Annotated in this window: 23 protein-coding genes; 14 read left to right on the top strand and 9 right to left on the bottom strand. The window is 58.8% G+C overall.

Features of this window, described 5'->3' with window-relative positions; all coding sequences use genetic code 11:
- Positions 1 to 687: an HD domain-containing protein gene (locus ACX5K5_RS15610; RefSeq protein ID WP_459174760.1), complete on the bottom strand. Its 687-nt coding sequence runs from the start codon at positions 685 to 687 to the stop codon at positions 1 to 3.
- A gap of 219 nt (positions 688 to 906) precedes the next feature.
- Here ACX5K5_RS15610 and ACX5K5_RS15605 point away from each other — a divergent pair, with 219 nt between their 5' ends.
- The 4 genes from ACX5K5_RS15605 to ACX5K5_RS15590 all read left to right on the top strand — a co-directional run bounded on the left by ACX5K5_RS15605 (position 907) and on the right by ACX5K5_RS15590 (position 4,552).
- Positions 907 to 1,380, top strand: a complete 474-nt coding sequence (locus tag ACX5K5_RS15605) for a hypothetical protein (protein WP_459174759.1) — start codon at positions 907 to 909, stop codon at positions 1,378 to 1,380.
- Between the two features lie 90 nt (positions 1,381 to 1,470).
- On the top strand, positions 1,471 to 2,496 hold the full coding sequence (locus ACX5K5_RS15600) for an Ldh family oxidoreductase (protein ID WP_459174758.1): 1,026 nt from the start codon (positions 1,471 to 1,473) through the stop codon (positions 2,494 to 2,496).
- A 505-nt stretch (positions 2,497 to 3,001) separates the two neighbouring features.
- Complete coding sequence (locus ACX5K5_RS15595; RefSeq protein ID WP_188683557.1) at positions 3,002 to 3,220, top strand: type II toxin-antitoxin system RelB family anti-toxin; 219 nt, start codon at positions 3,002 to 3,004, stop codon at positions 3,218 to 3,220.
- 3 nt (positions 3,221 to 3,223) lie between these two features.
- On the top strand, positions 3,224 to 4,552 hold the full coding sequence (locus ACX5K5_RS15590; protein WP_096254394.1) for a HipA domain-containing protein: 1,329 nt from the start codon (positions 3,224 to 3,226) through the stop codon (positions 4,550 to 4,552).
- A gap of 433 nt (positions 4,553 to 4,985) precedes the next feature.
- Here ACX5K5_RS15590 and ACX5K5_RS15585 read toward each other — a convergent pair whose 3' ends face one another.
- The 4 genes from ACX5K5_RS15585 to ACX5K5_RS15570 form a co-directional block, all read right to left on the bottom strand.
- Entirely contained in the window at positions 4,986 to 7,544 is a 2,559-nt protein-coding gene (locus ACX5K5_RS15585; protein ID WP_459174757.1) for an MMPL family transporter, read from the bottom strand.
- A gap of 42 nt (positions 7,545 to 7,586) precedes the next feature.
- Positions 7,587 to 8,225, bottom strand: a complete 639-nt coding sequence (locus tag ACX5K5_RS15580) for a TetR/AcrR family transcriptional regulator (RefSeq protein ID WP_459174756.1) — start codon at positions 8,223 to 8,225, stop codon at positions 7,587 to 7,589.
- Positions 8,226 to 8,327: 102 nt separating this feature from the next.
- Complete coding sequence (locus ACX5K5_RS15575; protein WP_324092624.1) at positions 8,328 to 8,510, bottom strand: helix-turn-helix domain-containing protein; 183 nt, start codon at positions 8,508 to 8,510, stop codon at positions 8,328 to 8,330.
- A gap of 34 nt (positions 8,511 to 8,544) precedes the next feature.
- Positions 8,545 to 9,777 (bottom strand): MFS transporter, encoded by a 1,233-nt coding sequence (locus ACX5K5_RS15570; RefSeq protein ID WP_459174755.1) that lies wholly within the window; start codon positions 9,775 to 9,777, stop codon positions 8,545 to 8,547.
- Positions 9,778 to 10,055: 278 nt separating this feature from the next.
- On the opposite strand from ACX5K5_RS15570, the gene ACX5K5_RS15565 reads away from it, so the two are divergent.
- The 3 genes from ACX5K5_RS15565 to ACX5K5_RS15555 are packed head-to-tail and all read left to right on the top strand — an operon-like array spanning position 10,056 to position 14,055.
- A complete protein-coding gene (locus tag ACX5K5_RS15565) occupies positions 10,056 to 11,048 on the top strand; it encodes a pyridoxal-phosphate dependent enzyme (RefSeq protein WP_459174754.1) in 993 nt (330 codons plus the stop codon).
- Positions 11,045 to 12,646, top strand: a complete 1,602-nt coding sequence (locus tag ACX5K5_RS15560) for an FAD/NAD(P)-binding protein (RefSeq protein ID WP_459174753.1) — start codon at positions 11,045 to 11,047, stop codon at positions 12,644 to 12,646. Before ACX5K5_RS15565 ends, ACX5K5_RS15560 begins: the two co-directional genes overlap by 4 nt.
- Positions 12,646 to 14,055, top strand: coding sequence for an alanine racemase (locus ACX5K5_RS15555; protein ID WP_459174752.1), 1,410 nt, complete (start codon positions 12,646 to 12,648; stop codon positions 14,053 to 14,055). The genes ACX5K5_RS15560 and ACX5K5_RS15555 overlap by 1 nt, the downstream gene beginning before the upstream one ends.
- A gap of 5 nt (positions 14,056 to 14,060) precedes the next feature.
- Here the strand turns inward: ACX5K5_RS15555 and ACX5K5_RS15550 are convergent, their stop codons facing one another.
- Entirely contained in the window at positions 14,061 to 14,837 is a 777-nt protein-coding gene (locus ACX5K5_RS15550; RefSeq protein WP_459174751.1) for an SDR family NAD(P)-dependent oxidoreductase, read from the bottom strand.
- Between the two features lie 218 nt (positions 14,838 to 15,055).
- Here ACX5K5_RS15550 and ACX5K5_RS15545 point away from each other — a divergent pair, with 218 nt between their 5' ends.
- Positions 15,056 to 16,669 (top strand): FAD-binding oxidoreductase, encoded by a 1,614-nt coding sequence (locus tag ACX5K5_RS15545; protein WP_459174750.1) that lies wholly within the window; start codon positions 15,056 to 15,058, stop codon positions 16,667 to 16,669.
- Positions 16,670 to 16,775: 106 nt separating this feature from the next.
- On the opposite strand, the gene ACX5K5_RS15540 is transcribed toward ACX5K5_RS15545, so the two are convergent.
- Together ACX5K5_RS15540 and ACX5K5_RS15535 are read right to left on the bottom strand one after the other, a co-directional pair.
- The gene (locus tag ACX5K5_RS15540; protein WP_459174749.1) at positions 16,776 to 17,720 is read right to left on the bottom strand and encodes a helix-turn-helix domain-containing protein; all 945 of its coding nucleotides are present in this window, start codon (positions 17,718 to 17,720) and stop codon (positions 16,776 to 16,778) included.
- 165 nt (positions 17,721 to 17,885) lie between these two features.
- A complete protein-coding gene (locus tag ACX5K5_RS15535; protein WP_459174748.1) occupies positions 17,886 to 18,800 on the bottom strand; it encodes a LysR family transcriptional regulator in 915 nt (304 codons plus the stop codon).
- A 114-nt stretch (positions 18,801 to 18,914) separates the two neighbouring features.
- Between ACX5K5_RS15535 and ACX5K5_RS15530 the strand changes: the two genes are divergently transcribed.
- From ACX5K5_RS15530 to ACX5K5_RS15505, 6 genes are all read left to right on the top strand, one after another.
- Complete coding sequence (locus ACX5K5_RS15530) at positions 18,915 to 20,201, top strand: cytochrome P450 (RefSeq protein ID WP_459174747.1); 1,287 nt, start codon at positions 18,915 to 18,917, stop codon at positions 20,199 to 20,201.
- A 29-nt stretch (positions 20,202 to 20,230) separates the two neighbouring features.
- Entirely contained in the window at positions 20,231 to 20,554 is a 324-nt protein-coding gene (locus tag ACX5K5_RS15525) for a 2Fe-2S iron-sulfur cluster-binding protein (RefSeq protein ID WP_459174746.1), read from the top strand.
- Positions 20,555 to 20,556: 2 nt separating this feature from the next.
- Positions 20,557 to 21,792 (top strand): NAD(P)/FAD-dependent oxidoreductase, encoded by a 1,236-nt coding sequence (locus ACX5K5_RS15520; protein ID WP_459174745.1) that lies wholly within the window; start codon positions 20,557 to 20,559, stop codon positions 21,790 to 21,792.
- Between the two features lie 126 nt (positions 21,793 to 21,918).
- Positions 21,919 to 22,500, top strand: coding sequence for a TetR/AcrR family transcriptional regulator (locus ACX5K5_RS15515; RefSeq protein WP_113607295.1), 582 nt, complete (start codon positions 21,919 to 21,921; stop codon positions 22,498 to 22,500).
- A 265-nt stretch (positions 22,501 to 22,765) separates the two neighbouring features.
- The gene (locus tag ACX5K5_RS15510; protein WP_236640987.1) at positions 22,766 to 23,986 is read left to right on the top strand and encodes an acetyl-CoA C-acyltransferase; all 1,221 of its coding nucleotides are present in this window, start codon (positions 22,766 to 22,768) and stop codon (positions 23,984 to 23,986) included.
- Positions 23,983 to 24,408, top strand: a complete 426-nt coding sequence (locus tag ACX5K5_RS15505; protein ID WP_459174744.1) for a hotdog fold thioesterase — start codon at positions 23,983 to 23,985, stop codon at positions 24,406 to 24,408. The genes ACX5K5_RS15510 and ACX5K5_RS15505 overlap by 4 nt, the downstream gene beginning before the upstream one ends.
- A 128-nt stretch (positions 24,409 to 24,536) precedes the next feature.
- On the opposite strand, the gene ACX5K5_RS15500 is transcribed toward ACX5K5_RS15505, so the two are convergent.
- Positions 24,537 to 25,865: an NADH:flavin oxidoreductase gene (locus tag ACX5K5_RS15500; RefSeq protein WP_459174743.1), complete on the bottom strand. Its 1,329-nt coding sequence runs from the start codon at positions 25,863 to 25,865 to the stop codon at positions 24,537 to 24,539.
- Between the last annotated feature and the right edge of the window lie 64 nt (positions 25,866 to 25,929).

The raw sequence follows: 25,929 nt of genomic DNA, 5'->3' as shown, positions 1-25,929 counted from the left end.
CTAGCTTGGTGAGTCCAAGGCTAGCCGTTGATCGAAGAGATTAGCGCGTTCCACCGCCAGCAATCCGGTGGCAATGATGCGCGCAGTGTCGGTAAACAGGTGGTTGATGACCCGTGATTCGCACAGGTCCACCGCCTGCAGCCGGGTCAGCCCGAACCAGTCCATCACCGTGTCGATCCCGTGGGGAGTCAGCCGCCAGAGCTTGTCCGCGTCCTTGACCAGGCTGTCTTCTAAGCTGGTGGATTCCTTGCGGGAATCGTGGCCATCGATGATGAAGCTGATGCGCTCTAGGACGTCCGGGCCGACCCCGTGTTTTGCCAGGAGTTCTCCGGCCAGTCGGGCGCCTTCTTTTTCATGCTGTAAGACCAGCTCTTTATTTCCGCCGCCCGGGGCGATGGCCGAGAGCACCAAATCTGGCACTACGGATGACCAGCCGATATCGTGCAGCAGTATGGCCGGCAAGACAATATCCGGGTCGGCGTGCCGGTGGTGGCTGAGCAGCGTCTTGGCCAGCGATACCGCGTAGAGGGTGTGCGCGTCGTTGCTGCGCACCAGCAGATACCCCTTAGCGTCTTCCCAGAGACTGGCTAGCAGCGGGTGCTGCTCGAAGAGCGTTGCCGGGCTTGGTCCGAGAAAGGCTGAAACATTGTGGCCATAAAAATTTGTTTCCGGCTGCAGCTTAGTCATGGGGCAATAGTTGCAGAGCAATCACCGCACGGCTAGTGCGTGCTTCCATCCAGTGGATGCCGTATAAAGGAGGCCCGGCCCATGGCCGGGTGCTACCTCGCTGGTCGCAGCCGGGCCGACGGATTTTCCACCTGCCGGTTGAGGTGTCGGGCACGCGCGGACTTGTAGGCTGAAGATTGGGGTCGGAGCCCGGTACCCGTAATTGATCAGGAGGAACGAATGAATTTGGGTGGATGGGTGAAGACGGCGCGGCCGGGCAAGCGTGCGGCGGTTTGTGCGATGGCGGTCATTGCGGGGATATCGCTCACCGGGTGCGGAGCCGTGGAATCCTTCAACAAGCAGACCGCCGACGCGTGGAGCGTGACCTACGAGGTCACGGTCACCGGCGAGACGATCAACGCCGTGGACCAGATCGTTTACCTCGAATCCCCGGGGCGCGGTGAGGCCTCGGCGGAAACCACCATGGAAACGGCGGCGACGGTTAATGACGCGAAGAATGCAGACACCGCAACCTGGCGGGAAACGACGATAGTTACCGCCGAAGACGACGCCGGTGTTGCAGCCACCCCGCGCAAGGGAGCCAGCGCGACCTGCCGGGTACTGCTCGACGGCGAAAAAGAGATCAGCACAAAAACCGGTGCCGTGGGAGAACGCGTGGAATGCCGGGTGAAGACCCCCGCCTTCGCCGAATAGACCTCGAATTGAATTCAGCAGCGTTGTAGGGAAGTATCCGGATATGGTGGCTGGCTACAGCCAGCACCGCAAATCAGCCAAGGAGATGCAGTGAGTCAATCGGCAAACCAGAACGAGTCCACGGCCTTCAGCTCGCAACAGCTCGAAGAGTTCACGGTGTGCTGCATGCAGGCCGTGGGAGCCAGCGTGGAAGATGCCAGCTACATGGCCTATCACCTGGTGGCCTCCGAAATTGCGGGCCACCCCTCCCACGGCTTGCGCCGGCTACCGGAATACGTGGGCCGGGCCTTGGAAGGCAAGACAAACCCGTCAGCCAAGACCAGCGTTGAGAAAGATTCTGGGGCACTGCTTGCGCTGAACGGCAACCGTGCTCCCGGACATTTTGCCTTACGCGATGCCACCGCGCTCGCCGTAGAACGCGCCAAGGAGTACGGCATTAGTGCCGTCGCCGTGCGCAATAGCGACTTCGCCGGACGCTTTGCACCCTTCTGCGAGCAGGCGGCCGAGGCGGGAGTGATCACTCTGATCTTCGGAAACAATAACGGCTCACTGCAATCGGTGCTTCCGCCCGGCGGGCTGCAGCCGCGGCTCTCCACCAACCCCATCGCCGCCGGGGTGCCGCGTGCCCAAGCCCCGCACATGGTGCTTGATTTTGCCACCAGCGCGGTAGCCTCCGGACGACTGCACTATGAGAAAGACAGCGGCGCTAAGGTATCAGAACAATGGGTCGGAGCCGGCGGACACCTCAAACCCTTTGGCGGGTTTAAAGGCTTTGGATTAGCGCTACTTGTTGAAGCTCTCGGCGGTGCGCTGTCCGGTTCGGACACCGTCTCAGGACGCAAGAGCGAAGAAGCCCAAGGAACGCTGATCATTGCCATCGATGTGGCGCAACTGCGTGACCTGAATGAGTACACCGCGCAGGTGGAAGAATTCATCGCCTATGTGAAGGACACCGAAATGGAAGCCGGTCAGTCTGCGGTACGCGCTCCCGGTGAAAATGCTCCAAGTGCCGAACAGCTCGCCGCGGATAATACAATCTTGCTCAACCCCGTGACCACGGCTTCGTTGTTCCAGATTGCCGAGCAGCTGAAGGTGGATGCACCGCAGGTCAGATAGGTTTGCAACGTTGATCTTGAAGTGCCGGACAGGGGTGGCCTTGTATCCGCAGGAGGAAGAGATAGAGCCTGAACCTGGGTCCTGCAAGCTGCAGACTTCTCGGAGCTGATCAAGTAGTCTTCGTTGGATTGCGTGAAAACCTGACGAGGTAAGTGATTTTTCGTTCGATTGGCATTGGTGTTGCTGAGATCCTAAAAGCGGACGGTGGGTAATGTGTTGGTGCAACGTGCCGAGACTACTCCTCGGCGATTTCGCGTTTTGTCTCCGGACAACCCGATCCGACCATGGATGGCTATCTGCTTCCCGGCTTTCCTGCGAATCTTTGCTTGTTAGACACCCTGCATATTGCACGCCAGATGCGCGACGGGGGAATCCGGCGGTCCTTGGGCGCGGTATTGGGTGTGGGTGTTTGCTTTGGATACATCCCCTATTACGAATAGCTCATAGCGGTGCTATGATTACGAAAAGGTAATGAAATCTTCTTTACTACGTAAAGGTAATGAAAATGCATGGGATCATCCGCAAGACATCCGACCTCGGGTTGATGGTGTTGGCTGTGCGGCAACGTCACGGACTCTCACAGGTAGAACTTGCGGAGCGTCTCGGAGTCAGCCAACGCTACCTTTCTGAACTGGAAACGGGCAAGCCAAAAGTGCTCAATGCCAGGCTCCTCGAAGTCTTGTCAGCGCTCGGAATTGAGCTTTCGTTCAGGGAGGCCCGGTAGCCAGTGGATGCAACCCTTCCAATCCACATCTACGGAGTTTATGTCGGCGACATCCGTCGCATTTCTCGCGATCAAATCACCTATCAGTCCACCAGTGAAGGAATGGCCAAATTTGGCATTGGTTCGACGATTGTTTCCTTGAGCCTGCCGCTGGGCCCTCGTCAGTCTCTGCCAGGAGCGGCAACAGCATTTTTTGGAGGACTGCTTCCCGAGGGTAAAGGTCTGGAGAACCTTGTTCGAGATTCCGGGGCAGAGCGCCCCGACGTGTTTGGACATCTCGCATACGCAGGACTCGATGTAGCCGGGGCACTGCAAATTGGTGAAATATCAGATCTATCGGTAGGTAGCTATGAGCCGATGACCGACGCCCAAGTCGCACAAAAAATCGGGCGCATCAACCTCCACACGTTAGGCCAAGTAGGCGGTGGAGGATCACTGGCCGGCTATCAACCAAAGATGACGATGGCCCGTATCGATGGAGCCTGGCACGATGCAGTGAATGGTGCACCGAGTACGCACATAGTGAAGCCTTGCGTAGACGAGGACTCCGCCCGCGGACTGCGTGCACTTTTTGATGAAGCGTACTGCCTGGAACTCGGTAGAAGGTGTGATCTGGTGAACTTCGCCAGCGAGGTGTCAATATTTGATGGCACCTCCGCTTTGGTGATCGAAAGATACGATCGGTTCACCGATGACCAAGGGGTCATTGGGCGAGTCCACCAAGAAGATTTGGCTCAGGCGATCGGTCTTCCGTGGGATGCCGATTCGAAGTTTGAGCACAATCACCCTTACCGTGCCACTCTCAAAAATATGGCAGGTATCTTGAGCCGGCGACGCACAGCTTTCGGGCAAGGCCTTGATGACCGCGAGCAGCTTTTGGCCTACGTCGTGGCAAACGTTGTTTGCGGAAACACTGACGCCCATGGAAAGAATTTCTCCATCCTCCACAGGCCTGATGGGCGTATCGAGTTGGCTCCGTTATACGACGTCACTCCTCAGATTCTTTACTATGGTCGACCCGTCACACTCTCGATGAAGATCGACGGGATCTCGCATCAGCCGCACGTCACCCGCGAACGGTTGATTTCGGAGGCTGCATCGTGGGGGCTCAAAGAGAATCGGGCGTTGGAAATTGTCAATGAGACTTTGGAAAAGCTTCGATATGCCAGCCAAGAAATCGAGCTACGCGGCGGCAGCGAGAAGCTGCCCCTCCTAGTTGCCGGCCATGCTAAAAATCTGCTGAACGGTAGGAAAGCGGCAATTGCCAGTGGACCGATTGCCCTGAGCAATTTGGCACCCATCTCGAAACTTCCTCCAGTGAGAGAACCGTAACCATCCCACACAGGGGGTCTCTGAGCTACCATTCCCAAACCGGTGAAACGCTCAACAGCGAACTTCTCACGCTTGACGCTGTTGCGCTACTGGTTCCGCTCGTATATCGCACTTGGATGATGCAGGTGCAAGGGCACCATGACATCAATCCTTCGACAGGGAACCTCACGGGGGTAAATGCTGAAGCAGTTTGAATGCCAAACACCCCTAGATGTGTGAGACCAGCGGATCCGAGAGCCGCAGAAGATCAGTTGTCCTCAAACGCGGACTAGGTGTAGGTAGTGTCCTTAGCAATAACGTTGAATCCCTTTTTGCCGACCCCCGAACAGTTACCTCATGGATTCGCATAAACACGGATCGATTAAACGCCTCAGGGCTGTTGCCACCATCGTGATGGTGGCAACCGCCCCGAGGGATCCAGCTGCGGACCGAGCTAGCTGCTCTTGGCAGGCACAGCCGGGTCCGGTGAACCCTCGGCCTCTGCATGCGGATGACGACGTTCCAAAGAAGCGCCTTCCACATCGATATCCGGCAGGATCCGGTTTAGCCACTTCGGCAGCCACCAGGCCTTGTCGCCGGCCAAGTGCATAAGTGCCGGGATCAAAAGCATGCGAACCACAAACGCATCAACCAGTACGCCGAAAGCCAGGGCAAAGCCGATCGGTCGGATCATCGCGCTGTGTGAGAACACAAAGCCGCCGAAGACCGAGATCATGATGATCGCGGCCGCGGATACCACCGCGCGTCCGGCGCGAACGCCCTGGACCACGGCCAGCCGCGAGCTGGCCCCATGGGCGTAGGCCTCGCGCATGCCCGAGCCGATGAACAGCTGGTAATCCATGGCCAGCCCGAAGAGAATTCCGACCAACAGCGTGGGCAGGAAGTTCAGGATGGGCCCCGGGGTATCAACCCCGAAGACCGCGGAGAACCAACCCCACTGGTAGATGGCCACCACTCCGCCGAGGGCCGCGAAGTAGGAAAGGATGAAACCGAGCGTGGCAACAACCGGCACAAAAATCGAGCGGAACACCAGGATCAGGATGATCATGGACAGCCCCACCACCACACCCAGGTAGATCGGAAGGGCTTGGGCCAGCTTCTCAGAGATGTCCACGTTGCCACTGGCCGCACCGGCCACGCCAATCTCAAATTTTCCGTCCAGCGGCGAGAGCCCACGCAGGGAGTGCACCAGGTTTTCGGTGGAAACGCTGGTGGGGCCCTGCGCAGGGATGACCTGGAATGCGGCTACCGTGCGGTCCGTGGAGGTGCCTGCCGGGGCAATAGCAACCACGTCTGGCTGGGCGAAGAGCGCCTCGGCGATCTCGCGCTGGTAAGCCAGCGCCGCCTCGTCGGTGTTGGTGGCGGGAAGGTCGGCGACCACCAGCAGCGGACCGTTCTGGCCTTCGCCGAACCGCTCGGAGATGGCCGAATACGCGCGGTACTGCGTGGTGTCGTGGGCTTCGGAAGACCCGTCGGGCAGGTTCAGCCGCAGGTCTAGTGCTGGAATCGCGAGCACCAGCAAGAGCGCGATAGAGACCACCGCGGTGCCGATGGCGCCCTTGGTGGACATTGCACGCACGGCCTTCTTCGGGGACGGGGCGAGCACTGGTTGCGCCGCTACACCGGCAGCCAGCGCTGTGCGTTCCTTGCGGCTGAGGATCTTGGTCCCCACCAGTGAAAGCAGTGCCGGGGTCATGGTGATGGCCACCAGCACGGCAATCAGGACGCTGACCGCGCCAACGGAGCCCATAAGTCCCAGGAACGGAATGCGCGTGACATTTAGTGCCAGCAAGGCGATGAACACGGTGGCGCCGGCAAAGACCACGGCATTGCCGGAGGTGCCGTTGGCCAAGGCGATCGACTCGCGGACCGAGTAGCCGTCCTTGAGCTGGTGGCGGTGGCGGTTGATGATGAACAACGAGTAGTCGATGCCCACCGCCAGACCCAGCATTAAGCCGAGCATCGGGGTTACCGAGGACATGTCCAGCACGCTGGACAGCGACATGGCGCCCAGGGCGCCGATGGCAACGCCCACCAGGGCCGTCAGCAGCGGAAGCCCCGCACCGATCAGTGTCCCCAGCATGACTACCAGGACGATTCCGGCGACCAGCAGGCCAATGGCCTCGCCTACGCCAAAGACGCTGGGGATGCCCTGGGATACCTCGGAGGAGTAGTCGAAGCTGACGCCGGCAACGGGGGTGTCGTCGAATGCCGCAACCAGTTGATCCTTGGTTTCCTGGGCGATATCCATCTGTGCCTCGGTGAAGACCGTGGTGATGACCGCGGCTGCGCCGTCCTGGGACACGTTGCGGATTTCGGCTGCCATCTCCAGCAGTGAGGCGCCCTGCTCAAGGGACTCTTGCTGTGCCTCAAGCTCGGCGGTGTTTTCTTCAAGTGCTGCGCGTTGCTTCTCCAGCTCGGCGGCGCCGGCGTCCAGCTGGGCAAGCTGTGCGTCGAATTGGGCCTTGGCCGGCTCGTACATGCCGGCCGCTTTGGCCTGGCTGATGGCCTGCTCGAGCTGTTCGCGCCCGGTATTCAGTTGGGCCTCGGCATCATCAAGTTGGGTGGTGCCCGCAGTTAGCTGCTCACGGGCGTCGGCGATTTGGGCCTTGCCATCCTTGATGTCCTTGGCCTGCTTGCTGCGCTCGGCCTCGCTGGCAAAGGGATCAACGATGGTTTCAATGCCATTGATCGTGGTTGCCTTGGTGATGATCTTGCTGATTGCTTTTTCCTGCGCCGGCGTGAAGGCCTTGCCGTCGCTGGTTTGGGCTACGACACTGCCGGTGCCGCCCGAAGCCTCGGGGAACTTCTCGGCAAGCTTGTCGGTGACCTGCGCGGTGGGGGTGCCGGGAATCGACATGGCGTTTGACAGCGTTCCGCCACCCAGCGCGAAGGCCACGCCCACGGCCAGCAGTACCGCGAACCACGCGGCCAGGATTTTTCGTGCATGGCGGGCGGAGCCGCGTCCAAGACGATACAGAAATTCAGCCATGAGTCCTTCGTAGTTTGTTGTAAAAGATGCTTCTTAGTGGAGTTAGTGGGACCCAAAGCCGGTGCGCAGCGAGCTAATCAGCCGTTCGACAAGTTGTGACCACAGCTTCCTGGATTCCGGTGAGTCGACGGCGCCGCAGACCGAGATCCAGTGCAGGTAAATCACCAGCAAGCCGTTGGTCATGGTGCTGACCAACAAACCCACCTCAAGCGGATCCGCATCGGGGTGCCGGCCGTGCAATTCCCGCCCGAGGTGTTCATTAATTTCGGTAAACGCGCGTCCGGCCATTTGGGCCTGACGTGGCGTAAGCCGGGGATCATCGCTGCCAAGGACCTTTGTCAGGTAGACCATGGCGGTGATCAGATCTGCTTGGCGAAAGGTCTGTGCAAGGTCATCAAAAATGGGGACCTTGGTACTGCCGGACGCCGGCGAAATGGAGGCAAGGTGTTCAACGACCCGTGTGAGTTCTTTGCCGCATGCCTCAATGATCACGTCATCGAGGGAGGCGAAATGGTTGAAGATCGTGCGGCGGGAGACATTTGCTGCAAGTGCCAAGTCGTCAACGGAGAACTCACTGCTCTGACGCTCGCGCATGATTCTCGAGGCGGCGTCGATGATCGACTGGCGATGCTTTGCCTTGATCTCGGTACGGCCGTCAACCGCCGTCAGGGGAGTATTCACCTAATTACACTAAGTGCATCGATGCATTCAGTGCAACTATCTAGCGGCAGGTGTGATGCGACTCTCGCGGGTCTGTGTTAAGGCCGGAATTAGAGTCCGGGCTCAGCGCTCATCATGGTGTTGCACAATGGTGCTGATTAGCCGGTTCAGGCGCATGGCCAGCTGGAGGTCCAGATTTCGTGAGGAATCTTTCCACCCCGGCCCAATGAGCTTGTCGATACGCTCCAGTCGGTTATACAAGGTATTGGCGTGGATATATAACGCTGCGCAGGTGCGCGCATGCATCCGATAGTGCGCTGCACAGTATTATTCGGTGGAACTAGGCGTGCTGGATTGAATTCAGCGGAGAGTTCCTGGGCAATAGAACCAAGACCATGGCTAAGCCAAGGGTTCCGAAGAACACGCTCACCCACCAGGTGGAAGACCAGCCTCCAGTGAAGACTACCAGCCACGCGACAAGCATGGGACCGGTGAAGTTCCCGATATTAAAAATCTGCTGCATCAGGCCCATGGCCGCCGGGGCCGAGCCGCCCTCCGGTGCCAGATCCACCGCCAAGCGAGTCATCGTGGCAGGAACCGCGGCACCGCATAAGGAGAACAGGCCCACGCAAAGCACCTGAACGAGGACCAGGGTTTTCGGGTAGTCGATCGCGAAAGTCAGCACGGCCGTCACGGCCATGATCACAAATGAGCCCAACAACAGGTGTTTGCCGGCGATGCCACGTTGCAGCAGCACTCCGGTGATGATTGCCCCGAGGGCGTTCAGCCCGCCGACTACAGCCGAGAATAATCCCCCGAGAATCGGTGACAGCCCGTCTTCACGGAAAATGGTGGGCAAAAATCCAACGATCGCCATCCACTGCACCGTGTAGCAGCCGAAGATGAGGCCGCTGACCCATACTCGGCCAGAAGAAGCGGTGACCGCGATTTTTCGGAAGGCGGATTTGGTGCTCGAACCTCCGCCCGGGTCGGTGACTGAGACGAATTTGAGAATCAGGGCAATCGGTACAAATGTGAGCAGTCCAAGGATGAACCACCAGGTCTGCCATGAGATGAATTGCAGGGAAATTGCGGTTCCCAGAATGCCGAAGAACGTTGCAGTGCCCATGAACGCGGCCCACCAGCCCACCGCAAGATTCATCCGTTTTAAAGGTGCATGGGCGCGGACCAAGCCAGGGCCCATTACGCTGCACATGATGACGCCGGCACCTTCAATGATGCGTGTCCCTAGGAGCATGCCAGCGCTGGGGGAGAACGAGCCGAGAATTGAACCGCAAACCAGCAATATCAGGCCGAGCAGCATGATCTTTCGTTGGGAGTGAATTTCTGCCAGTAACGACATGGCCAAACCGCCAACCATGCCGGCAACTTGAACAACACCGAGCAGCACTCCGGAAAGAAATAGCGAGATTTGTAGTTCTTCTTGCAATACCGGAATGGCCGAAGGGAGCTTCCAGATATGCAGCGCCGCCATAACTCCTGCGAAGACAGTGATAATCCATGCAGAGTCGGTGCGCTGGTGAGTATCGACTGAATTGTTCGTTGAGTTCATGACTTTTCCTTCCACGTCGGATCAGGCCATCTAGCGACCGTGATCCAAGGCATACACCGTGGATTCTTTCACGACCTATCCCAAAGCTTGGCTTTGTAACGTCATATGCTGTTCGACCCAGTATTTAAGAATCCTTGGGATTTCATGGATTTCCTAGCCAGTCTCGATCTTTCGCACTTAGAATTGCGAAAAATGGAGTGAGGAGGACTTGTCCTCGAACTCAACGGAAGAAGTGCAAGCCAGCTGAATTTGCCAACGCACGAATGCGAGAAATGATCATGGATAGTGTTGGAACCCTGAGCCCTTTCAACTCACCAACGGTGAAGCTGGACAGGCTGTTTGATGCACCAGGTATTGAGATTTTTGCCAAGCTGGATTTACTGCAGCTTTCCGGAAGCACCAAGGAACGTACGGCAGGGAGCTTGATCGATTCCTTTATGCAATCGGGGCAGTTGCAACCGGGCGGAATGGTCATTGAATCAACCTCCGGAAATCTAGGCATTGCCCTGTCCCGGCAATGCGTAGTTCGCGGCATCAAATTTGTGGCGGTAGTCGATGAGAACGCGAACAAGTCTGCATTGGACATTATGCGTGCCTATGGTGCCACGGTTGATCTGGTGGTCAACCAGCCGGACGGCAACAAGCTCGCAGCTCGCCGGCAACGGGTTGCGCAACTGTTGGCCGAGAACCCTGGTTCCGTCACTACGAACCAGTACGGTTCACCGCACAATCCTGCAGCACATTTTTCCTCTACGATGCCGGAGATCATGGAGGCGGTAGATGGCCGCCTGGACATGTTATTTGTCGCCACCAGCACTACCGGCACAATTCTAGGATGCCAAAACTATGTGCGCGAGCATGGGCTTTCAACGAAGCTCATTGCCGTGGATGCCATGGGCTCGGTGCTATTCGGTGGCGAATCCGGAAACAGGCGTTTACCCGGTCTGGGCGCAGGAATTGTTCCGGAGCTGGCATTGCAGGCGACGCCAGATCGGGTGTTCCGGATCCCGGAAATTGACATGGTGCGTGGCTGTCGGACGCTTGCCCGCCGTGAAGGAATTCTTGCCGGCGCATCCACCGGGGCAATAGTCTCCGCCATTGGGCAGCTACTCCCGGAAATTCCCCAAGGATCACGCATTGCCTTCTTGGTTCATGATTCGGGGGTTCCATACCTGCATAGCGTGTACAACGACGACTGGGTTCGCGAACAACTGGGTGAAGAACCAGACAGCGTAGAGGCGCTGCAGCGAGAAGAGCTTTCGGCTCCATGACCCGCATAGCCATGATTGGCGGCGGTCCGAAATGCCTGTTCGCTTTGCTAGAGCTCAACGACTGCCTTGACGAGCAAATTGCCCGGACGGTTCAGGTTGATGTTTATGACCCTTATCTGCCCGGTGCCGGACGAGTCTGGAATACCAAGCAACCGGGCGAACTGCGGCTGAACGTCAACGCGCGCATTATTGATGCCTCTTCAAGCTTGTGCTCGCAGACTTTCAACCAGTGGAGAAGCGCGGATGGTCCTCGCACGCAGGAGGATACGTATCCACCACGGGCGCTGGTTGGCGAATATCTAAGCGAGCAGTTCGAACGTTTGAGGAAGCACGGCAATCTGCAGGTAGCCCACCGAGCTTTGGCCGTCGGCACGTTGGTGCGTAGTGGCTCCTACTGGGAGGTCACCACGCAACGGGGTAATGAACTCTATGACGAGGTAGTGATAGTCACTGGGCACGGGCTTGCCGGTTACCGGGCAGAGAATTCTCCGGAAGGGTCACTTGCGGCAGCCGGGCTCACTGTAGAACGCAGGGCCGGCAGTGACGACGGGGTTCTGGCGGGAAGCCACGTGCTTTGTCGGGGAGCGGCGCTCACCGCCTATGACGTAATTCTGTCCCTGACCGAGGGGCGTGGTGGAACCTGGGCGGCCCAAACAACGAACGGTCTGTCGGGCCTGCGTTATCTGCCTAGCGGGGATGAGCCAGAACGAATCACCATGACCTCACGGAACAACATTCCTATGAGTCCAAAGCCCCAAAGTGTTCCGGCGAACCTGCAAAGCACTCTTGAAGCCTATGGGGAGCAAGTACTTCTGTGGGGCACCACCGATGGGGCTACCGTCGAGGTGAACGCGTTGTGGCAGATCCTGCTTGCCTGTGCCAAAGACTGTGCGGAACTCAGCGGGGTTCCCGCCAGCAAGAAGTCTTTGTGGGAAACCCTGCAGACGGGGTGCTCAGAGCACATGCAAACTCTGGGCGGCCCGGCCGAACAGCTGCGCAGGAGTTTGCGTGCAAACCACGGTTTGGAAACTCCCACCCACGAATGGGTCTGGGCTATCGTCTGGTCCGGGGTTTATGCCCAGCTGGTTAGCGCGCTAGCAAGAATCCCCTGGCGGACAGGGGAGCGTGAACATTTCAGCTGCTTGGCCGCAAACCTGGAACGCATGGCCTTCGGCCCACCCGAGCCCACCGCGTTTAAGCTGTTGGCTCTGTTCGATGCAGGATTGCTCAACCAAGCACCCTTTAATAAGCCGGTTGAAGCCGGTGCCGTGTTCATCGATGCCGTGACCGCGCCGGCAGGAGTGCTCGCCGGGCCGGCGCCGGATGGACACCCAGCAAGCACCTTGTTCAACGGTTTGCTTGCCCACGGCGAGGTTCTGATCCGCTCGGGGGAACGCGGATTATTGACGGATACCGACGGCACGTGCCTGAATGTGCGCGGAGAACGCAACGAGTCGCTAGCCGCCTTGGGCAGACCCACCGAGGACCCCACGCTTGGGCACGACACCCTGAATCGCACGCTGCACCCGGAGTACCGGGGTTGGGCCCAAAGAATTGCACAAAAAGTCACCACCGAAAGCCAGAAAGTAGCTCATTGATGCCACCGCTGATGTACGGAACTGCCCAGCTCACCGCGCGCCTGGAACCGTGGATGGAAGACCTCTTGGCGGATCCGGTCCTCTGCCAAGAATTGATCAAGCAGTACGGGTCACCGCTGAACCTCCATGACTTCACTCCCATGAGCAGGAATATTGCCGAGCTGCGAGAAGCCGCAGCTGAACATGAAATAGATTTCCAGATCTATTTGGCGCGCAAGGCAAACAAAACGATCGGGGCCATCGACCATGCAGCGGCGGAGGGGTGCGGCGTCGATGTGGCGAGTTTCCACGAACTCGACCAGTGCCTGAAACGAGGGGTCCCGGCAGACCGGCTGATCGTCACGGCTGCGGTCAAGTCTGCAAAGCTGCTCACATTGGCGGTGGAAAATGACGTGGTGCTGAGCCTGGACAATGTTGATGAGGCGCTGTATCTGCTGGATATTGCGGCGCAGTCCGGCCGCCGGGTTCGGGTCGCTTTGCGCCTCGCCTCCGCAAGCGCAGCCATTGCTCCCACACGGTTCGGGCTCCGTGCAGAGCAATGGTTGGAGTTTCTTGACTCCGCGGACCGAACCACGGGCTTGGAAGTGTGCGGCATCCATTTCCACCTCAATGGGTACAGCGCGCAGCAGCGGTCATTGGTCCTGACCGAATCGCTACGGCTCATCGACTCCTTGCGGGAATTGGGCCATACCCCGGAATTCGTGGACATGGGAGGCGGGATCCCGATGTCCTATCTGGATGATGCCGCGCAATGGACCGGTTTTTGGGAGGATCTTGCCGCCTTGCCCGCGGGGGATGAGTCCTTGACGTGGAAATCCGATCGGCTGGGCGCCAACGGAACCGAGCCAAGTGGCTCGGTATATCCGTACCACCAGAAATTGATCCGCGGAGAATGGCTGAATCAAATTCTTGCAAGCCATCCGGAAGGCGAACATGAATCCGTAGCGCAGATGCTCAAGCGACGCGGCGTTCAGCTGCGCTGCGAACCCGGTCGTAGCCTGCTGGACGGTTGCGGGATGACGCTTGCAAAGGTCGCTTTTGTTAAGACCCGCAGCGATGGGCTGCCGCTAGTGGGCCTGCACATGAACAGGACGCAGTGCCGTTCAACATCGGCGGACTTCCTGTTGGATCCGTTGCTGCTTCACACAGGGACGCCACGAAGCGAGCGCGCCGCACTCAGCGCGTTTTTAGTGGGGGCCTACTGCATCGAGGAAGAGCTGATCTTGCGGCGTCGTTTCGAATTCCCGCAGGGCGTTGCCGCGGGAGACCTCGTGGCATTTCCCAATACCGGCGGGTATCTGATGCATATTATCGAAAGCGCGTCGCACCAGCTGCCCCTAGCCAACAACCTTAGAAGCGGTGGCCAGGGGTGGCTTCGAGACGATATCGACTCGATGATTCTGGACTGAAATTCCTACATCACCGCGTGGGCTCCGCCGTCCACCACCAGATGCGAACCGGTGACCCATTTGGCCTCATCTGAGGCGAAATAAAGTCCGGCGTACGCAACTGCTAGTGGATCGCCCGGCTTGCCGGAGATGGTGCGTTCAACGATCGGCGCTACCGGTGCCTTATCGCCCAGCTCTTCATACATGGCCAGAATCGGTGGGGTGGCCATGACGCCGGGGCTGACGCAATTGACCCGGACGCCCACCGCGATACCCTCCGCGGCTAGCTGCTTGGTCAGCGCAATGACTGCACCCTTAGCGGCCGCGTGCGCCGCCTGCGGCAAGACACGCGCGCCTTGGACTCCAGCCACCGAACCGATATTCACAATTGCGCCACCGGATTTGGCCAAATGCGGCCACGCGCTCTGGCAGGCATGCCAGACCAGATCCAGCTCGTTCTGGATGGTGAAGCGGTAATCCTCACCGCTCATTTGGGCGAAGGGCGCAAATTTAGGCATGCTCGCATTGTTGTAGAGCACATCAACCTTGCCGAAGCGTTCGACGGCGTCGTTGATCCAGGCATCGATTGCCTCGCGCTGGCCCAGATCCACCGGAGCACTGGAATCGATAGAGCCACCTTCGGCTTCGATGAGCCGAACGGTTTCCGCCGCGCTTTCCTCGTTGAGATCACAACCGACCACTGTGGCGCCTTCGCGGGCAAAAAGTCTTGCGGTTTCCCGGCCCATGCCACCGCCGATACCTGTAAGCAGGACAATTTTTCCAGCTAGACGACCATCGGTCATGATGATTTCTCCATTTACTTAGATGCCTGTAGTTGACCTTATGCAATCACCTTCTTTTCACCGGTGGAACCTACGAGGCACCGATGGTGCAGTGCGTGCACACTTCTGTGCACGCACTGCACCATCGAGTGAGAGATGCCCCACACAGGGGCAAGCTGGCGCACCATGGTACTCACACAGTAGCTTCACCTTCAGCGCTATCTAGGAGACCTGAAAAGATGAGCAATACCTCTGAGACCACTACTCGTCCGCTTCCTCCGGGCGTCACCGAAGACGACCTGGACAACGCCTTGGCAGCTTTCGCCGAGGCCATCGGCGCCGAGAATGTCGCCACCGACGCCGAATCCCTGGAAGACTTCCAAGATCCCTTCCAGGTCCCGGGCACTGCCACCAATGTGCCCTCCGGCGTTGTCAGTCCCCGGAGCACCGAGCACGTGCAGGCGATCGTGAAGATTGCCAACCAATACAAGATCCCGCTGTGGCCCATCGGCCGCGGCAAGAACAACGGCTACGGCGGTGCGGCACCGCAGGTGCGCGGCTCGGTGATGCTCTCCTTCCGGGAGATGAACAAGGTCCTGGAGATCAATGAGGAACTCGGCTACGCGATCGTGGAGCCCGGGGTGAGCTGGTACGACCTGCATGACGCCATCGAGGCCGGCGGGCATAGCCTCGTGGCCTCCATCGTGGACATCGGTTGGGGAGGGGTCGTCTCCAATACGCTGGAGCATGGGCTGACCTACATGCCGTACTCGATCGACCAGGCCTCGCACTGCGGCTTCGAGGTGGTGCTGCCCAATGGGGACCTCATGCGCACCGGCTCTGGCGCCATGGACAACAACCCGACCTGGCCGCTGTACAAGCGCGGCCTAGGCCCGACCTCTACCGAGATGTTCATGCAGTCGAACTATGGCATCGTCACCAAGATGGGCTACTGGCTGATGCCCAAGCCTGAAACGTACATGCCATTGTGGCTGCGCGTCTGGGATGAGGAGCAGATGCCAGCAGTGGTGGACGCGCTGCGCGAGCTCATGCTGGACGGAACCATCGACATGCGCCCGCAGCTGTCCAACACGCTGTGCATGGCCTCGATGCTCACCACCCGCGCCGAGTGGTACACCGGCGAGGGTCCGATGCCGGAAGAAGTCATCGACAAGATCGCCAAGGAGATGGGCCTTGGGCGTTGGATGATGCGCTTTGCGCTCTACGGTGACGAGGCGGTGGTTGACCACAACTTCGCGAAGCTCGAGGCGCGCTTCTTGCGGATCCCGAGCGTTGACCTGGTGGGCCAGAAGCACGGGAAAGAGGCGTGGGAAACGCTGCCCAACCCGCACGAACGGGTGCAGATCGGGGTGCCGAGCCAGGACCTGTACAAGATGGCCGGTTGGTCCGGTGGCGAGGAGGGTGGCCACGTCGATTTCTCGCCGGTCATTCCGCTCACCGGGAAGAATGCGATTGCCGCACAGAAGATGATGCGGGAAATGTGCGCCGAGGCGGGACTTGATTTCCTCGGCGGCATGCTCCCCATCAACGCGCGGTCGACCACGTTCATCAACGTAATTGCCTTCGACACGAAGAACCCCGAGCAGGTCGCCAATGCGTATGCGCTGGCCAAGCGGATGGTTGCCGAAGCCGGTAAGCGCGGCTACGGCGAGTACCGGGCGCACCTGTCCTTCATGGACCTGGCGGCCGAGCAATTCGGCTTCAACGACCACGCGCTGCGCCGCTTCAACGAGCAGATCAAGGACACGCTTGATCCGAATGGGATCATCGCCCCGGGCAAGTCAGGGATCTGGGGCACTCGCCTGCGCGAGGCTGGATTCCCGCAGGCCTAAGCGAACTCAGGGTGCTAGTCCCTGCCTTCAGGGCAGGGACTAGCACCCTTGAAGTCACTATGCTTCTTGCAGGCGCCAAGAAATCGAAGCCTCTGGCCACGACAGGCTAGGCTGCTAGCCGGGCATCCCGGGGTGAGTAACCATGTACTTCGCGGAACGCCCGGCTGAAGCTTGCCGGGTGCAGATATCCCCATTTGGCCGCAATCGAGGCAACGGAACTTTCCGGGAAACGCCGTAGTTCCCCGGCGGCGCCTTCCAGACGGCGTTCGCGAATCCATGCCGAGACGCCTAGCCCGGTTTGCGCGAAGAGCTTGTGCACGTAGCGGGTCGAAACGTAGTGGGCCTGTGCGATCAGTTCGGGCCCGAGCTGCGGATCGTGGAGTTGGTCCAGCGCGAAGCGTTGCATCTGCGCCAAGAGGGTCTGCGGCCGGGTGGCTAATGCCGAAGGGTTTTCTCGTTCGAACATGCTGGCCAGCATGGGCAGTAGCATTTGTGCGGCGCTTGGTCCGTCCCGTTCATCCAAGTTGCCGCCGAGCGCGGTGCGTGCCAGGTTCGCCAAGAACGGTGCCGTCAAGGTAGTGAGGCCACCTCTGCTGCCGCCGCCAACCCGAATGGCGGTCTGGCCGACGATGGTTACAGCCCGAGTCCCAATGAACCACTTGGGAACGCTGAATACAAGCACCTCGAAGTCCCCGCGGCTTTCAAAGATTGAGGGAGTTGAGGTGTCTTGGCAGGCTAAGTCGCCGGGTCGCAGCAGGCATTGGCGCTCATCTTGCCCTATGAGAATCTCGCCCTTAGTGAGCAAATAGAGCAAGATGCTTTCCGGGTCGGCTGCAGCGATCATCTGCTGGGTGCGTGCCACTCGGTGTGCGAGTCCTTGGATGGACTGCACTGCCACCGAGCCAAGCTGGCCGCTGGCCAAGCGTGCTTCGAAAGACGGGGACACAAATTCCTCGACGCGCATGGGGAAGAAGCGTTCGGCAATCCCTGCGGACCAGTAATCCCGGCGCTCGGCGGCGGGTACCGAGCGGGTGTCGAGTACGGCGGTCATCGTTGCGCCCCGAAGGAAAAAATGAGCATGGTTGCCGTGACCTTTCCCCGAAAAGTTCGATTCGTATCGTTTCGATTGTAATTCGGGTCACAAGATAAAGCAATGAGTGGGCCCTGGACTCAGCGCGCTTTGAGGAAAATTTGTCTTTGAGTTGAACGGGGATAGTCAGCTTGGTTCGCTGGCCTCCAACGCCTCGATGGCATAATCGATGACCGCTCGGGCGCGAGCGCTGGGTGTAACGCCCGTCGGCCAGAGTGCAACCACCGAGGTCACTCCGCTGCGCGGATTTAGGTGGCGCGTCACCAGGCCGAGTCCCTCGCTCGACACCGGGATCTGGTTAGGACGTGACATTAGCAGGCTGTAGCCAAGGCCGCGTCCGACCAGTGCACGCACGAGGTCGATCTGCGGAACGATGGCGCCGAATATCGGGGTCAGCTCGCGCTGGGAGAACATCAATTGCGTGTAATCAGAGCTTGGAGCGGTATCGAGCATGATCAACGGCTTGGCTGCCAAATCGGCTAGATCGATAGACTGCGCACTAGCCAGCGGATCCGACTGTGCCAGCACCGCCATCACTTCTGTTTCATAAACAACACTGCGCTGCAGAGTTGCCGGCAACCCGATATCGTAAACGACCGCAACATCCAGCGAACCGCCCGCCAAGGCGGGCAGAAGGTCGGCATGGTCTCCTACGGTGATGCTGATTTTCACTTCAGGGTGCAGTCTTGCAATCCCTTCCAGCACCGCCGGCAGGACGTTGCTGGCCAATCCCGTGTAACAGCCCAGTGAGACCGGGCCGCGCAATTCACCGCTGACTTCCGAAAGCTCTCCAGCCAAGGAATCAGTGGCACGCAAAATTTCGCTGGCTCGCGAGGCGAAATGCGTTCCGGCGGGGGTGAGGTACATGCCGCGCGCCTTGCGCCGCACGCAAAGCTGCTCACCTACGGCCGTTTCCAGTTCGGTGATCGCATGAGACAGCGCAGAATCTGACATGTGAAGGGACTGCGCAGCGGAGCTCAAAGTCTGGTGCTTAGGCAGCTGGGCAAATAGTTCCAATTGGCGCAGGGTGAATTTAGCCAACGGCTATTTCCTAACTAATCGAAGAAGTATCACTAATATTCGCAGTTTACTGTTGGTTGGTCCGATGTGACACTTAGTGAAACAACGAACCCAGGCCCAAGCTAGGAGCCAACCATGAGCGCGAATAGAGCCCGTTGCCCAATGGGACATGGAACAACCGAACTGCCCGAACGAGCCGGGAGTCGCCCGACGGATATAGGCGGAGTACAACATTCTGGAGCAAAAGAGGTTCCGGTAGTCGATTGGCTCCAACCGGCGCAGCTGCTCGCGGATCCGTATGAGAGTTATGCCCGGCTGCGTACCGAAGCCCCGGTCGCATGGGTGCCGATGCTCAACAAATTCCTCGTCACCAGTTATGCCGGATGCCATGAAATTGAGCAGGATCAGAGCATCTTCAGCGCTAATGTCTCCGGATCAACCATGAATCGTGCCATCGGAGCGCACCCGATGCTGCGCAAAGACGATCCGGAACACGCTACTGATCGGCTTGCGGTCAATCCGGTACTGCGACCGAAGAACATCAAGGAAGCCTGGGCAGAGGTGTTTGCCCGCAATGCTGATATCTACCTCGATGAGTTGGAGGACGCTGGTCCGGATAACGCCGATCTGAACCGCGACTATGCAGCTCCATTGGCCGCCAAAAACCTCGGAGATTTGGTGGGTTTGAAGGACACAGATGTTCAAACGGTCCGCACCTGGTCGCACGACTTCATTGCCGGCATAGGAAATGTCTTAGATGACCCGGAGATCTGGAGGCGTTGCGAGTCATCCACGGAGCAGGCCGACGCGCTGATCAACGAACTCATTCCGCACTATCAACTGCACCCCAATGCTTCCATGCTTTCGGCTTGGGCCAACAGTGGATTGCCCGATGCAAATATCGCGGCCAACGTGAAGCTAAGCATTTCCGGAGGCATGAACGAACCGCAACATATGGTCACCAATATCGTGTGGGCTCTGAGCAATCATCCCGACCAACGAGAGCAAGTCCTGGCTGATCCTACGCGGTGGACCGCGGTCTTTGATGAGACGGTGCGATGGCTCTCTCCTATCGGCATGTACCCACGAGAAACCACCGTGGACACGGTGTTGGAAGGGGTTAGGATTCCGGCCGGCTCCGGTATCGCAGTGGTGGTTGCCGCGGCCAATCATGACCCTGCCCAGTTCGGGGAAAACGCGACGGACTTTGATATCAGCCGGCCTAAAAAATCACACCTCGCCTTTGGTGCCGGAGTGCACCTGTGCGCGGGGCATTGGGCGGCGAAGAGTGCTATCGGCCAGATCGCCGTGCCGAAAGCCTATGAACGATTCCCCGGGCTGCGCATTGAAGAATCTCGCCCCGGGCAATGGGCAGGTTGGGTCTTCCGTGGGTTGACCAGCCTTCCGGTTACCTGGAACTGAGCAACCAAGAAACTTTTACAGGAGCAAACATGCCTAGAATTACCTTTACCCAGCCAAACGGAACCGCGCAACGACTCGAAGTTGAGCAGGGAACCACCTTGATGCGCGCTGCGGTGAGCAATGGAATTGACGGAATCGTGGGGGAATGCGGCGGACAGGCGATGTGCGCAACCTGCCACGTGTACATCCGTCCGGAATACGCGGACGCGCTTCCCGAACTGGGAGCGGACGAGGACGAAATGCTTGACTGCACTGCGGCAGAACGCACCGAACGTTCACGGTTGGGCTGCCAGATCAGCATCGGGGCGTCGCTGCCCGAAATTATTGTTGATATTCCCGCGGGCCAGGTGTAGTCATGAGCGTAGTAATCATAGGCGGCGGTCTAAGCGCGCTGCAGGTTGCAGATTCGCTGCGCGGCAACGGATATACCGAGCAGATCACAATTGTTGCCGATGAGGCCGGGCTTCCATACCAACGGCCACCGTTGTCCAAGGACTTCCTCGCTCCGCAAAGCACACCCAAGCCATTACCGCTACGTGGTGAAAATTTCTTTTCGCAGAAGAACATCAACCTGCTGGACGGCGTTAGCGCCATCGACATCGACCGCCCGAACCGCCAGGTGGCACTGTCCAACGGAAACTCCTTAGGCTATACGCATTTGGTGCTTGCTACCGGTGCGCGTAACAGGCTCATTGAATGTCCGGGTTCGAAGCTCGATGGCGTGCATTCGCTGCGCACGTTGGACGATGTACAGGATCTGCACGCTGCGTTGCCCGCGGCCAAAAATGTGGTGGTTGTCGGGGCGGGATTTATCGGGCTCGAATTTGCTGCGGCCGCCAGAGCCCACGACTGCCATGTGACGGTGCTGGAATTCGCCGCACGCCCAATGGCCCGTGCGCTCAGTGAGCCGATGAGCCAGTGGTTCGCGCAAGCTCACCGGGACCTTGGTGTCGAGTTGCGGCTGAACGAGGGAATCGAAAGATTCGAAGCGGCGGGCGGGGGAGAAGTAATGGCTGCGGTCTCGAGCACCGGGCAGCGATACCCGGCGGATCTGGTGTTAGTGGGCGTTGGAGTTTTGCCCAACGTAGCTCTGGCTGAAAATGCCGGGTTGGAGACCTCGAACGGAATTGTGGTGGATCAGTGCCTGCGCACCTCGGATCCCAGCATCTTTGCCTTGGGCGACTGCGCCAATTTCCCTAATGTGCATTCGCCGGGCCGAACACGGCTTGAATCGGTGCAAAATGCTACGGACCAAGCTAGGCATTTAGCCGGCAGTATTCTCGGCGACGAGAGCCCTTATGCGGATCTCCCATGGTTCTGGTCCACCCAAGGACCTTACCGCTTGCAAATAGCTGGCCTCAGCCAAGCTGGTGACGATACCCTGGTGCTCGGCGATCCCCGGACCGCGAAATTTTCGGTGCTGTGTTTCCGAGGTGAGGCCTTGGCGGCGGTCGAATCGGTCAACTTGCCGGCAGATCATCTGGCAGCCCGGAAGCTGATCGGAGCAGGAACCCGCATTACCCGTGCCGAGGCCGAAGAAGCAGGATTCGCGCTGAAAAATCGGGCGCGAGTTATTGCAGGAGCCGTCTGATCGGATTATCGCTGATGTTTGGTTTGGGTTCTTCCTTGTGGAAGCCGACGGAAGCTCAAAATCTTGGAAGCGCCAGCGTGATTGTGTACGTTTCGTATTGAATGCGAAAACGCGTATGGTTGTGCCATGGCAATTAGAAGTGAAGGTAGTCGTCGAGCGATTCTCGAAGCAACCATGAAGTTGCTCGACAATTCAGGGTCCGCCGGTGTTTCCGTTCAGAAACTATCAATCGAGCGTATCGCCCGCGAGGCCGGAGTCAGCAAAACCACCATTTACCGTTGGTGGCCTAGCAAGGTTGCGGTGGTCATCGATACGTTCTTGGATAATCACGTAGCTCGCACTCCGGTTCGTGAAGATATCCCGGCTATCGATGCTCTGCGCGAGCACCTCAAATCCCTGACGGAGGTCTATGCCGGCGGCGAGGGCCGCCTGGTGGCCCAGCTTGTCGGTGAGTGCCAGCAGGATCACGCGGCACTGACTGAGTTCAAGGATCGTTTCTGGAATCCGCGAGCGGCAGCGGTAAGTGCGCTCATTGAACGTGTTATGGACGAAGGTGCGATGCGCTCGGACCTTGATCCGATGATGGTGACCGAGATGCTTTATGCTCCAGTGTATTTCCGACTGCTTGTTGAGTCTGGACCTCTGGACGCGGCCGCGGTTAACGAGATTTTGGAAACCGCCCTGGAGGGTCTCGCGGTGAGAAAATAAGACTCAAGAAATCCCTGCACCTTCACGAGCTCTGCTCGTGAAGGTGCAGGGATTTCTTCATGAGAAAAGAAGTTCACATTAGCCATAAACGATCATTGTCCTTGTAGGATACGATACGGTTCGTATATATTTATTTCAGAGCGCATTGATGGAACTTTTTCTACTCTATGGCGCAGGCCAGAGCTATTTTCATGCCAATCAAAACATTTCACGCGGTCTGCGGAGCTGAACCAGGCACGCTGCCGCCATGAAAGGAATCGTCAACGTGAGTACAGCCATTGCAGCGAATGATGCGGTGATAGTCGCCTATAGCAGGACGCCTATCGGTCGTGCACGCAAGGGTTCCCTTGCGGGGGAACGCCCGGAAGATCTTGGGTTAGCCGCAGTGCGCGGTGCTATGGCCAAGCTCCCGCAGCTTCAGGGCGAGCATATCGCCGACTCCTACTTCGGCTGCGCCATGCCGCAGGGCGCGCAAGGGGACAATGTGGGCCGCCGAATTATGGTGCTCGCCGGACTGGACAATGTACCCGCGGCGACGGTGAATCGATTTTGCGCATCCTCGTTGCAAGCTACCGCTATGGCAGCCCAAGCGATCCGTGCAGGAGATGGAGAGGTGTTCGTGGTCGGAGGCGTTGAGTCAACGAGCAGCACCCCACCGATCACCGACTCTCCATACCCCGGGTTCGCGCAATCCGCCCACCGTGCTGACGAGCTCTTTGAATCCGGTGCGCAGTGGAGCGACCCGCGAACCGCAGGCCAACTGCCTGATATTTACATCTCCATGGGCAAGACCGCAGAATTTGTTGCCCGGAAAACAGGTACGACAAGAGCGGACCAAGATCAATGGGCGCTGACCTCTCAACTACGCGCTTCCCAAGCAGTTAAGGACGGGTACTTCGCACGGGAAATCACGCCGTTCACCACCGATGCCGGCATGCTGGTGAAAGATGATGACGGGCCGCGGCCCAGCACCAGCTTGGAAACGCTATCCGGACTCAAGCCGGTATTCCATGAATCCGGCACAGTGACCGCCGGCAATGCAAGCCCGTTGAACGACGGAGCCTCCGCGTTAGTCGTGATGAGCGCACAACGCGCGGATGAACTGGGATTGACTCCGCTGGCACGTATTCTGGGCAGCGCAGCCAGCGGACTGTCCCCTGAAATTATGGGTCTAGGACCTGTGGAGTCGTCCCGGCGCCTGCTGCAGCGACTGGGCTTGGGAATCAATGACATTGACATTGTGGAACTCAATGAAGCATTCGCCGCACAGGTAGTTCCTACGGTGCGGGAATTGGGTGCCGACCCGGAGAAGGTCAACCCCTTTGGCGGTGCCATTGCTCTGGGTCACCCATTTGGTGCCACAGGTACCAGGCTTGTGGGCACTCTGGTTAATGGATTGCAAGCCAAGGATGGAGCTCTCGGTTTGGCGACGCTTTGCGTGGGTGGCGGCCAGGGGATGGCGATGGTTGTGGAGCGTTTATCATGAGTCAACAAGCCCAGATTGCCGAACCGGCACACTCGATGCTTGCCGCAGACAAGAGTCTGGAACGGCTGGGGATCCGCGTGTTGAGAGCCAGCGAAGGGCGCGCCACCGCGGTGTTGCAGGTGGAAGCCGATATGGCCAACGGACACGGCATTGCCCACGGTGGCTACGTTTTTGCCGTGGCGGATACCGCCTTTGCCATGGCTGCGAACACCTTCGGCGCGGGCATTGCCACGGCCGAGGCTGATATCTCTTATCTCAGCCCGGCCCATATTGGCGAAGAGCTGGTGGCGCAGGCCGAAGTGACTTTCCATGAAGGGCGGCGAATGATAGTCGACGTCCTGGTGCGTGCCGGAAAGCGGACCGTGGCAGTTTATCGGGGCAGTGGACGAGCATTGCGCACGGGGACCGAACCGACCATGTAATGTCCAACGACAAGGCACCCGAGGAATACTCAATCTCCTCGGGTGCCTTTTGTACTTCAAACACCAGAAGCACATAGCAAAATTGCGCCCGAGTTCCGTCTGGAATCCGGACGCAGTTTCCTAGTGGACTACTTCTTGGCGTCCTTGGCCATCTTGGCGTTGGCCAGCTTGTCGGCAAGGCCCATCAGCGAGGGCGACCCTGCTGCGGCAATGACAAAGGCATCTACCGGACGCTTCAGCTTGGTAGCCAAGGATTCTTCGGCACCGGCCAGTGCCGCTTCACGACCCATGGCAGGGTTCAGGTGGCAACGAACCGGGACGTTGAGAATCAATCGACGCAAGCATGAATTGTCATGGTCGCACCAGTTGATCTTTTCCTGTTGGCCTTCGAGTACCTTATTGGGGAATTCGGGGTCGGCCAGCAGCTGGCGGGCGAGCATAATTCCGTCGGCATAGCCGTCCTCGATTGCTTGCGCAGCTTGCTGCGGTTCGTAGGTGTTGCTGAGCAAGAGCGGAACATTCGGCAAATGTTTGCGGAAGATCTGCGGCTCGCTGTGCGCCAGCATCTGTCCTGAAGAGGACGGGAGATTGTCGTCCATCGACTCGTAATTCGCATCGGTCAGCGCGATGTACCCGATGCCTTCCTTGACGACATAGGTCATGACTTCGGCAAAACCTTCCGGACCCTGCCCATCGGGCAGATGGTCGTTTACGCTCATGCGTACGCCCACCGGGTAGTCGGGGCCGACTTCGGCACGGATCGCTCTAATGGTGTCCGCTAGGAAGCGGGCGCGGTTCTCCGCGCTGCCACCGTACTCATCGCTGCGCCAGTTGGTGCGGGGGGAGAAAAAGGATGAGTAGAGGTAGCGCATATGGGCGCCGATCTCGATGCCGTCGAACCCCGCTGCCTTGGCGCGCAGTACCGCGGCGACGGTCTCGTTCTGGACCTCGAGCAGCTCTTCCTTGGTGATTTCTTCAGGAGTTGGGTTGGTTCGTCCGCCGGGTATATACATTCCATGGGGCAAGCGCGGTGCCGCCATGCGCACCGGCTTCGGGCTGGCGGCGCGGGTGGTGCGTCCCTCTCCCGGTACTCCCATGGCGCCGAAGGCCGGGAAGATCTGCGCGAAGAGGGGCACATCGTACGCGTGGACCGCGTCTACCATCTTCTTGAGTCCTGGAATGAACCGGTCATTATCAAAACGCATGAGTGGCTGGAAGGGTGCCTCCGCATATCCGCTTTCGGTGGCCACGGTGCCGCCAACGATCAGCAGACCGGCGCCGCCCTTGGCGCGGGTGGTGAGGAAAGCGATGGTCTGTTCGCTGGGACTTCCGTCCTTGGTTGGCTGCAGCACTGCCATCGGGCTGAGCACAAAGCGGTTCTTGATCGTCAGCCCGTCGATTTTCCAGGAGCTGGAAAGAACCTTGGAGGCGGACACGGTGCTGGTCTCGGTAGACATTTTTCTCCTTGAAAGGACTGCAAACGTTCGGAAAGCTCATCAGTAATTGAATTCGACTCGTTTC

It is taken from the genome of Glutamicibacter bergerei (assembly GCF_054495185.1).
This window is presented reverse-complemented; position numbering and strand designations above follow the sequence as displayed.